Here is a 6,396-nt window from a genome sequence, read left to right on the forward strand (position 1 = left end):
CGGCTTCTTCTTCCCCATGCTCTCCATGATGAACATCATCCTTCCGGGGCGGGAGCCCCTGATCTCAGATGTCCGTCAAAGCGGATCAAGCCCAAAGGCAGCCACACCAGAAGGGCCCTTCGCTCCCTGCGCCACCTCATACTCGACCCTATCGCCCTCGGTAAGATTCTTGAAGCCGGTGATCGGGATCGCGGATAGTGGACGAAGGCGTCCGGCCCGGCCATCATCCTGTGTGAGAAAATCGAACTTATTTCTCGGAGTCGAGCCTTCACCACACCAGTCGCCATCGCCAAAACCCGACCGCGCACGTGAAGGTGACCGCCGGTGCAACTGCCGGCCTCTCAGCGGGCCCTCATCACGCTCGTGTGAAGCTTCCCCTTGAGCTTCTTCAACTTGGGCTCCGTCAAAGGAACAGGCCTGACCTGCGCAGTTGCTGGAGGCGGGTCACCCGATCAGCTGACAAGTTGAAGAGGCTCCTTGATTGTGAACACCACCTGGAGACTGGGACGTGATGTTCGAGAGGAAGTAGTGTCAGGTGGGAAGCAAGTACACGAAGCGGTACTCGGCGGAGTACCGGCGGGACGCGATCGCGCTCGTCCGGTCTTCCGGCAGGACGGTGACCGAGGTCGCCCGGGAGCTCGGCGTCAGCCTGGAAAGCCTGCGCGACTGGGTCCGGTGCGGCCAGGCCGACTGCGGTGAGGGCACCGGGGCGAGTTGACCAGCGCCGAATGCGAGGAACTGCGGCGTCTGCGGAGACAGAACCGCGAGCGGGCTTTGACTCGGGCTTGCCCCCTGATCTTGGACACTCGAGACACGGATCTTGAGGATCTGAAACAGGAGCCACCTCGTGTTTATGAAGCACTGCTATTCAGGATGAAAAGGGCTCATTGAGCCGTTTTCATCCTGAATAGCTGCAGGTCAGCAGTGTGTGGACGGCCTGGATGATGGTGCTGATACGGCGGGTGGGGCATCTGGCTCGTCGGAGGATTCGCCAGGACTTCAGCAGGGCGAAGGCCCGCTCTCCTGGAGCTCTTAGAGCGTCCGCCAGTAGGTCATCGGATGCGGGGTGTGCGGGGTCGTGTGTCCCATAGGTAGTGGGTCCAGGCCTGGCGGATGAGATGGCGGACGGTGACGAAGATGCAGGCCAGAGCGATGTAGGGACTGTTTCTTGGATCATGTTCGGAGCCAGATGATGAGGGCGGCGAGGGTGACGGTGCCGAGGTAGATGTAGGCACGTTTCTCGTAGCGGGTGGCGACGGCGCGGAATCCTTTGAGGTGGTTGATGGCGCGTTCGACGGTGTTGCGTTTCTTGTAGCGCTCGCTGTCGAAGCCGGTGGGCCGGCCGCCTCGAGAGCCGCGGTTCTCGCGGTGTCGTTGCTGGTCGAGGCGTTCGGGAATGGTGTGCTGGATGCCGCGTCGCCGGAGGTAGCCGCGGTTCTTTCGGGACGTGTAGGCCTTGTCGGCCAGGACGTGATTGGGGGGCCGGGTGCGGGGCCGGCCTGCCCCGGTGCGGGGCACGCGGACCCGCTCCAGCACATGCCGGAGTTGTGGGCCGTCGCCGTAGTCAGGCTGCTGTGAGGTCGGCCCATACCGAGACGGGGTGTTCCCGCAGACGAGCCGGAGCCCGCATCCTCATCGACGTCGGCGACGGCAGTTCGTTCCCCTCCGCCGCCTACGCCGGACTCGCCCCGGCAACACGTAGCCCGGCACCTCGATCCGTGGCGAGCAACCGTCCCGTCGCGGAAACAAGCAGCTCAAACGGGTTTTCCTCCTCTCCGTGTGCGCCGCCTTGGCCGACCCAGTCTCCAAGACCTACTACGACAAGAAGATCGCTCAGGGAAAGCACCACACCCAAGCCGTCCTCTGCCCTCGCGAGACGACGAGCCCACGTGCTCTTCGCGATGCTCCGCGACGGCACCTTCTACGAACCCCACCCCGCCCAACAGCTTGACGAAACCCATAGGGGCACCCCCCCGCAGTGACCTGCGGAGGACCATCACGGGCATCACTGCGTCCCAGCGGCGGAATACATAACCCCCTGAGCAATAGCGGTTCCTCGACCCCCCGTATTCGCGGACAGACCGGGACACGCGACACGGAAACGCCGGATCGAAGCGACAGCCTCCCTACACCGACCAGGAAACCATGACGCGGTTCCGCAGATATGCGCCGTTCATCCGTGACGGCATCGCCGCCCTTGAGGTGGCGTGCCGGGTTCAAGGACCTGCTCCATCAGATCGACCACCCACAGCATCAGCCGGACACCTTCCAGCGTCGCCAGGCCGGGCGCGGGCCCGAGGCGGAAACCGCCCGGCTGGGGCTTGCCGGACGCGGAGTAGGACAGGTGGAGCAGGCTGTCGCCCTGTGAGGGGTAGCTGACGCAGTCGGAGAGCACGCCAGCGCGAACAACCCGGCTGGGCTTGCGGTGCATGTTGACCCAGGCCTTGATGATCACGGCGGCCCCCGGATGCCAGGCCGGCCGCTCCAGGGCCGGCCACCGCTCCACCCCCTTCTTGTAGGCGCCAGTCTTGCGCCGCAGGTACGCCTCCAGATTCTCGACGTTGTAGCCGTTCCTGGACGTAGACGACGGTAGGCGTCTGGTACCAGGCCGGTCCCGTGGGGCCGTGGGGCGGGCGCCCACCGGCGCGAAGGGCTGGGCAGGCGCGGGAGTAGCTCCACGTGGGAGAGGTCGACTCGCAAGCTGCCAGGGATCTTCGGGTTGCACTTCGGGGCCCACGAAGTGCAACCGGGGGCGGACAAGCCGACGACCTGGCGGGCGGCGGCCGCGAGGACGACGCTGTTCAGGTCCAGGCCGCCCGCAAAGGGAAGCATCACTCATCATCGGTGAGCAGCCCCACGGCCCCACCTCTGGCACGCCTCCGCGTTCAGGAACCGCCCGTCCAGCCGGAGTCCGACGACGACGGAGTGCGCCGGGGTGGCCTGAGGGCCTCGGGCCCATAAGGCGGAACCCTGTCGCCCGCTCCAGGCCGGAGACGGCTGTGAATCCGCGCGGGGTGAGGACCCGCTGGGTAGACGCCATGGACGCGCGCGATGTCGGCTGGCTCCTTCTCGCTCACACCGGGCCAGGAACGGGCGTCGAGGACTCCCAGGCCAGGATCGCGAGCTGCACCCACTGCCGCTCGCGGCCTGGGCCGTGCGGTAGATCCGCGCCCGCAGGCCGAATCCGCGCTGGTTGGACTGCCACTCTGCCTGACGACTGCGTGGCCATCCGGTAGAAGCAGGGGGCGGCGCTGCTCGTGGCCCAGGCGTTCAGACTGCCCGAGCCTGACGGCCGCCGTACGAGCACGGGCAGCGGGTCGGAACCCTTGCCGTCCTGGTTGAGCTTCGGCGCACCGAGGCCGGACTCCCGACGGTCCCATTTTTGGGGTATGCGGCAATAGGTGCTCACTACTCATGTAACACAACACGTCCTTCCGGCAGGGTGGGAATATCCCATTAATTCCCGGCATCCACACTAGGAAACCAATCGTGGAAAATAGATATGGCGCGAAAAGAGTTTGGGCGCCTTTCGCTGCAATTGCTGCAGGCGCCGTTTTGACATTGACCGGCGGGGCAGCAGGGGCGAGCCTCTCACCTACCACAGCACCTCACTCCGCCGAATCAATCCCGGGCGGATTTGCGACATGGTCAGATCTAATGAAGGTGCAGGGCACTCTCGATGCTGCAGCTGACAGAATAATGACCGCCGGGAAGAACGGAAATCTGGGTTCTATCGTCATCAATCCAGAATCCCGGAGGCTGCTCGTCTACTGGAAAGGAGAGCCGCCTAGCGATGTTCGCCGTATCGCGAACAGCATGTCCAGTGATCTTAAGGCTGAAATTTTACCAGCTAAACACTCTCGGCTTGAGTTATTGTCCAGCTTGGATGTTACCGTAAAGCAACTCGCCAAGGTTGGAATAAACGTCACAGAGGCTGCCCCTCTGAGCGACTCGAGCGGTATTTCCGTTTCAGTTCTGGGAGATCTTGACTTAGCCGCCAGGATTACTTCAGCCAGTCATCCTGAAATCCCGGCGCAGATCAAGGTCGGTGTAGCGAATTCACTGACGAGGGAGATCGCATCGAGCGATGAGAATTTCATCGCACCCCAGAAGACGACGCGAATCGCCGACGTGCCCTTATATTGGGGAGGGGCTCTGTATACCTATCCGAACCCAACTTCAGTCTGTAGTACGGGGTTCGGTATTAAGCAAAATGGACTCCGTCGCATGCTCACCGCCGGACACTGCGGCGAAGACGGGTATGTAATATCGATGCCAGACCAATCAGACGGCGTTGGTTACGTCCCGGTCGGGACAATGAGCGCTAAGGATAAGGAGCACGACACTATTCTAATCAATATGCCGGCCGGTGACCGGATGTACACCGGGGGCGTTCTTTCCGGGAGCAGTTCCAAGGTGACGGGAGCCTTCGGGACATACGTCGGGGACTATGTATGCACCTCAGGAGCCAATTCGGGTCAGCATTGCGCAGGCAGGGTCTCAGCGGTCGATGTGAGCATGCAGATACAAAGTGTGCAGCTCCATGGAATGGCCGTAGCCTACGGCCTGGATGACGGACCTATGTTGAAAAGTGGCGACAGTGGAGGTCCTGTCATGCAGTTTGGCTTGACGGGAGTTATTGCTAAGGGAACAATCACCGGCGGCGGTGGGATGCTAGTGCAGTGCTGGAAGAATGCCCCCAGTAAAGATTGCTTTAATAAGCTGGTATTTCCACCGATCACCGATACGCTGGATCGTTATGGAGCGACATTACTAATAGAGAATTCTGGTTGACTTCCGGTGCAGGGCTAGTGATTTGAGTTATAGACTCGTCGGCAGTAGGCGGCGACTTTGTTGCGGTCTCGTTGGCAGTCTTCGTCCAGACGAAACGGCCTGGGTTGGTCGTTCCACTCGGCGAACCAGCCGCGGATGTCACGCTCGAGGGCCTGGACGAGCGGAGGACGCCACGCTTGAGCTTCTACAGGCTGAGCTCGGCGAAACACCGCTCCCGAAGTTCAGCAGTGAGGCACTCGAGGCGGCTGCTGCCACACGGGCGGGCTTTTACCCCCGCCACAGTGCTGTCGAGTCTCTCGACCAGTTGGAGCGCTGCAGCCTTATCCGCCGGCGGGGTCGTAACCTACTTGCTCTCGACCCGGCCATCGTCGTGGTCTCACTCATCCGTGAACGCGACACCGGCCTCAGCCCGACTCAAGCCACTAGGTGTGCTGTCCGGGGACGTTGGTGACACGCGTGCTGGGTTCTTGAATGGGTGAGGGCCTCCGGGTTCGGTGTGGATTGCGACATCTGCACCGATCCGAGGAGGCCCTCGTGCCCCACCGTAACGCCCCGCTGACCGAGACCGGGCGTCTTCGCCTGGCCCGCTGTGTCGTCGAGGACGGCTGGCCGCTGCGGCGGGCTGCCGAGCGTTTCCAGGTCAGCCACACCACCGCGGCCCGCTGGGCGAGCCGCTACCGGCAGCTCGGCGTCGCCGGAATGAGTGACCGATCCAGCCGGCCCCACCACCAGCCCCGAAAGACCGCCGGCGAGATCGAGACGGAAGTCCTGCGGCTCCGGCGTGAACACCGCATCGGCCCGCTACGGCTGGCCGTCCGGTGCCACATCGCCGTCTCGACCGCCCACCGCATCCTCCAGCGACACGGCCAGCCACCCCTGGCCGCCCTGGACCGGGCCACCGGCGAACCCGTCCGCCGATACGAACGCGCCCGCCCCGGCGAACTGGTCCACATCGACGTCAAGAAGCTGGGCCGCATCCCCGACGGCGGCGGCCACAAAGTCCTCGGCCGGGCAGCAGGCAGCCCGAACAGGCACCGTCAAGGCGGCGCCGGATACGCCTACCTCCACACCGCACTCGACGACCACAGCCGCATCGCCTACACCGAAGACCTGCCCGACGAGGCCGCCCTGACCTGCGCAGCCTTCCTGACCAGGGCCACCGCCTACTTCGCGTCGCTGGGCATCCGCATCGAGCGGGTCCTGACCGACAACGCCTGGGCCTACACCAAGAACACCTGGCGGAACACCTGCCGCGACCTGGGCATCAGCCCCCGATGGACCAGGCCCTGGCGCCCGCAGACCCAACGGCAAGGTCGAACGCTTCCACCGCACCCTGCTCGACGAATGGGCCTACCAGCGGCCCTACACCTCAGACCACGAGCGCATGGAAGCGTTCACCGACTGGCTCCACTGGTACAACTACCACCGGCCCCACACCGGCATCGCAGGCCAAACCCCCGCCAGCCGCGGCACCAACCTCTCCGGACAACACAACTAGGCGCTGTTTGGGACTGTAAGAAAAACGGTGTAACTCCGATCATGGAAGAGTGCACCTGTGACCAGCGAGAACATAGCCAAGCCGTCTGCGGCAGGGGCCGCGTC

The 6,396-nt window shown here is 63.6% G+C and carries 3 protein-coding genes and 4 pseudogenes; 4 read left to right on the forward strand and 3 right to left on the reverse strand.

What is annotated here, in order from left to right:
• Positions 1-535 precede the first annotated feature (535 nt).
• Positions 536-718, forward strand: a complete 183-nt coding sequence (locus tag ACIGXE_RS37345; RefSeq protein ID WP_399754614.1) for a transposase — start codon at positions 536-538, stop codon at positions 716-718.
• A 180-nt stretch (positions 719-898) separates the two neighbouring features.
• Here ACIGXE_RS37345 and ACIGXE_RS37350 read toward each other — a convergent pair.
• A pseudogene (locus ACIGXE_RS37350) lies at positions 899-1,036 on the reverse strand (IS5/IS1182 family transposase); the annotation flags it as partial.
• Positions 1,037-1,173: 137 nt separating this feature from the next.
• A pseudogene (locus ACIGXE_RS37355) lies at positions 1,174-1,563 on the reverse strand (transposase); the annotation flags it as partial.
• A 50-nt stretch (positions 1,564-1,613) separates the two neighbouring features.
• Here ACIGXE_RS37355 and ACIGXE_RS37360 point away from each other — a divergent pair.
• Positions 1,614-1,982, forward strand: a pseudogene (locus ACIGXE_RS37360) (transposase); the annotation flags it as partial.
• 191 nt (positions 1,983-2,173) lie between these two features.
• Here ACIGXE_RS37360 and ACIGXE_RS37365 read toward each other — a convergent pair.
• On the reverse strand, positions 2,174-2,455 hold the full coding sequence (locus ACIGXE_RS37365; protein WP_399754615.1) for a hypothetical protein: 282 nt from the start codon (positions 2,453-2,455) through the stop codon (positions 2,174-2,176).
• 1,202 nt (positions 2,456-3,657) lie between these two features.
• On the opposite strand from ACIGXE_RS37365, the gene ACIGXE_RS37370 reads away from it, so the two are divergent.
• Both ACIGXE_RS37370 and ACIGXE_RS37375 read left to right on the forward strand, forming a co-directional pair.
• On the forward strand, positions 3,658-4,794 hold the full coding sequence (locus ACIGXE_RS37370; protein WP_399754616.1) for a S1 family peptidase: 1,137 nt from the start codon (positions 3,658-3,660) through the stop codon (positions 4,792-4,794).
• A 534-nt stretch (positions 4,795-5,328) separates the two neighbouring features.
• Positions 5,329-6,292 (forward strand): annotated as a pseudogene (locus ACIGXE_RS37375) (IS481 family transposase).
• Positions 6,293-6,396 lie beyond the last annotated feature (104 nt).

Origin of the sequence: Streptomyces sp. NPDC053431 (assembly GCF_044544925.1) — a bacterium.
Taxonomy (GTDB): domain Bacteria; phylum Actinomycetota; class Actinomycetes; order Streptomycetales; family Streptomycetaceae; genus Streptomyces.

Bases quoted from the DNA above. Each gene is read 5' to 3' on its own strand.
- ACIGXE_RS37370 (WP_399754616.1), top strand. From the start codon at position 3,658: ATGAAGGTGCAGGGCACTCTCGATGCTGCAGCTGACAGAATAATGACC.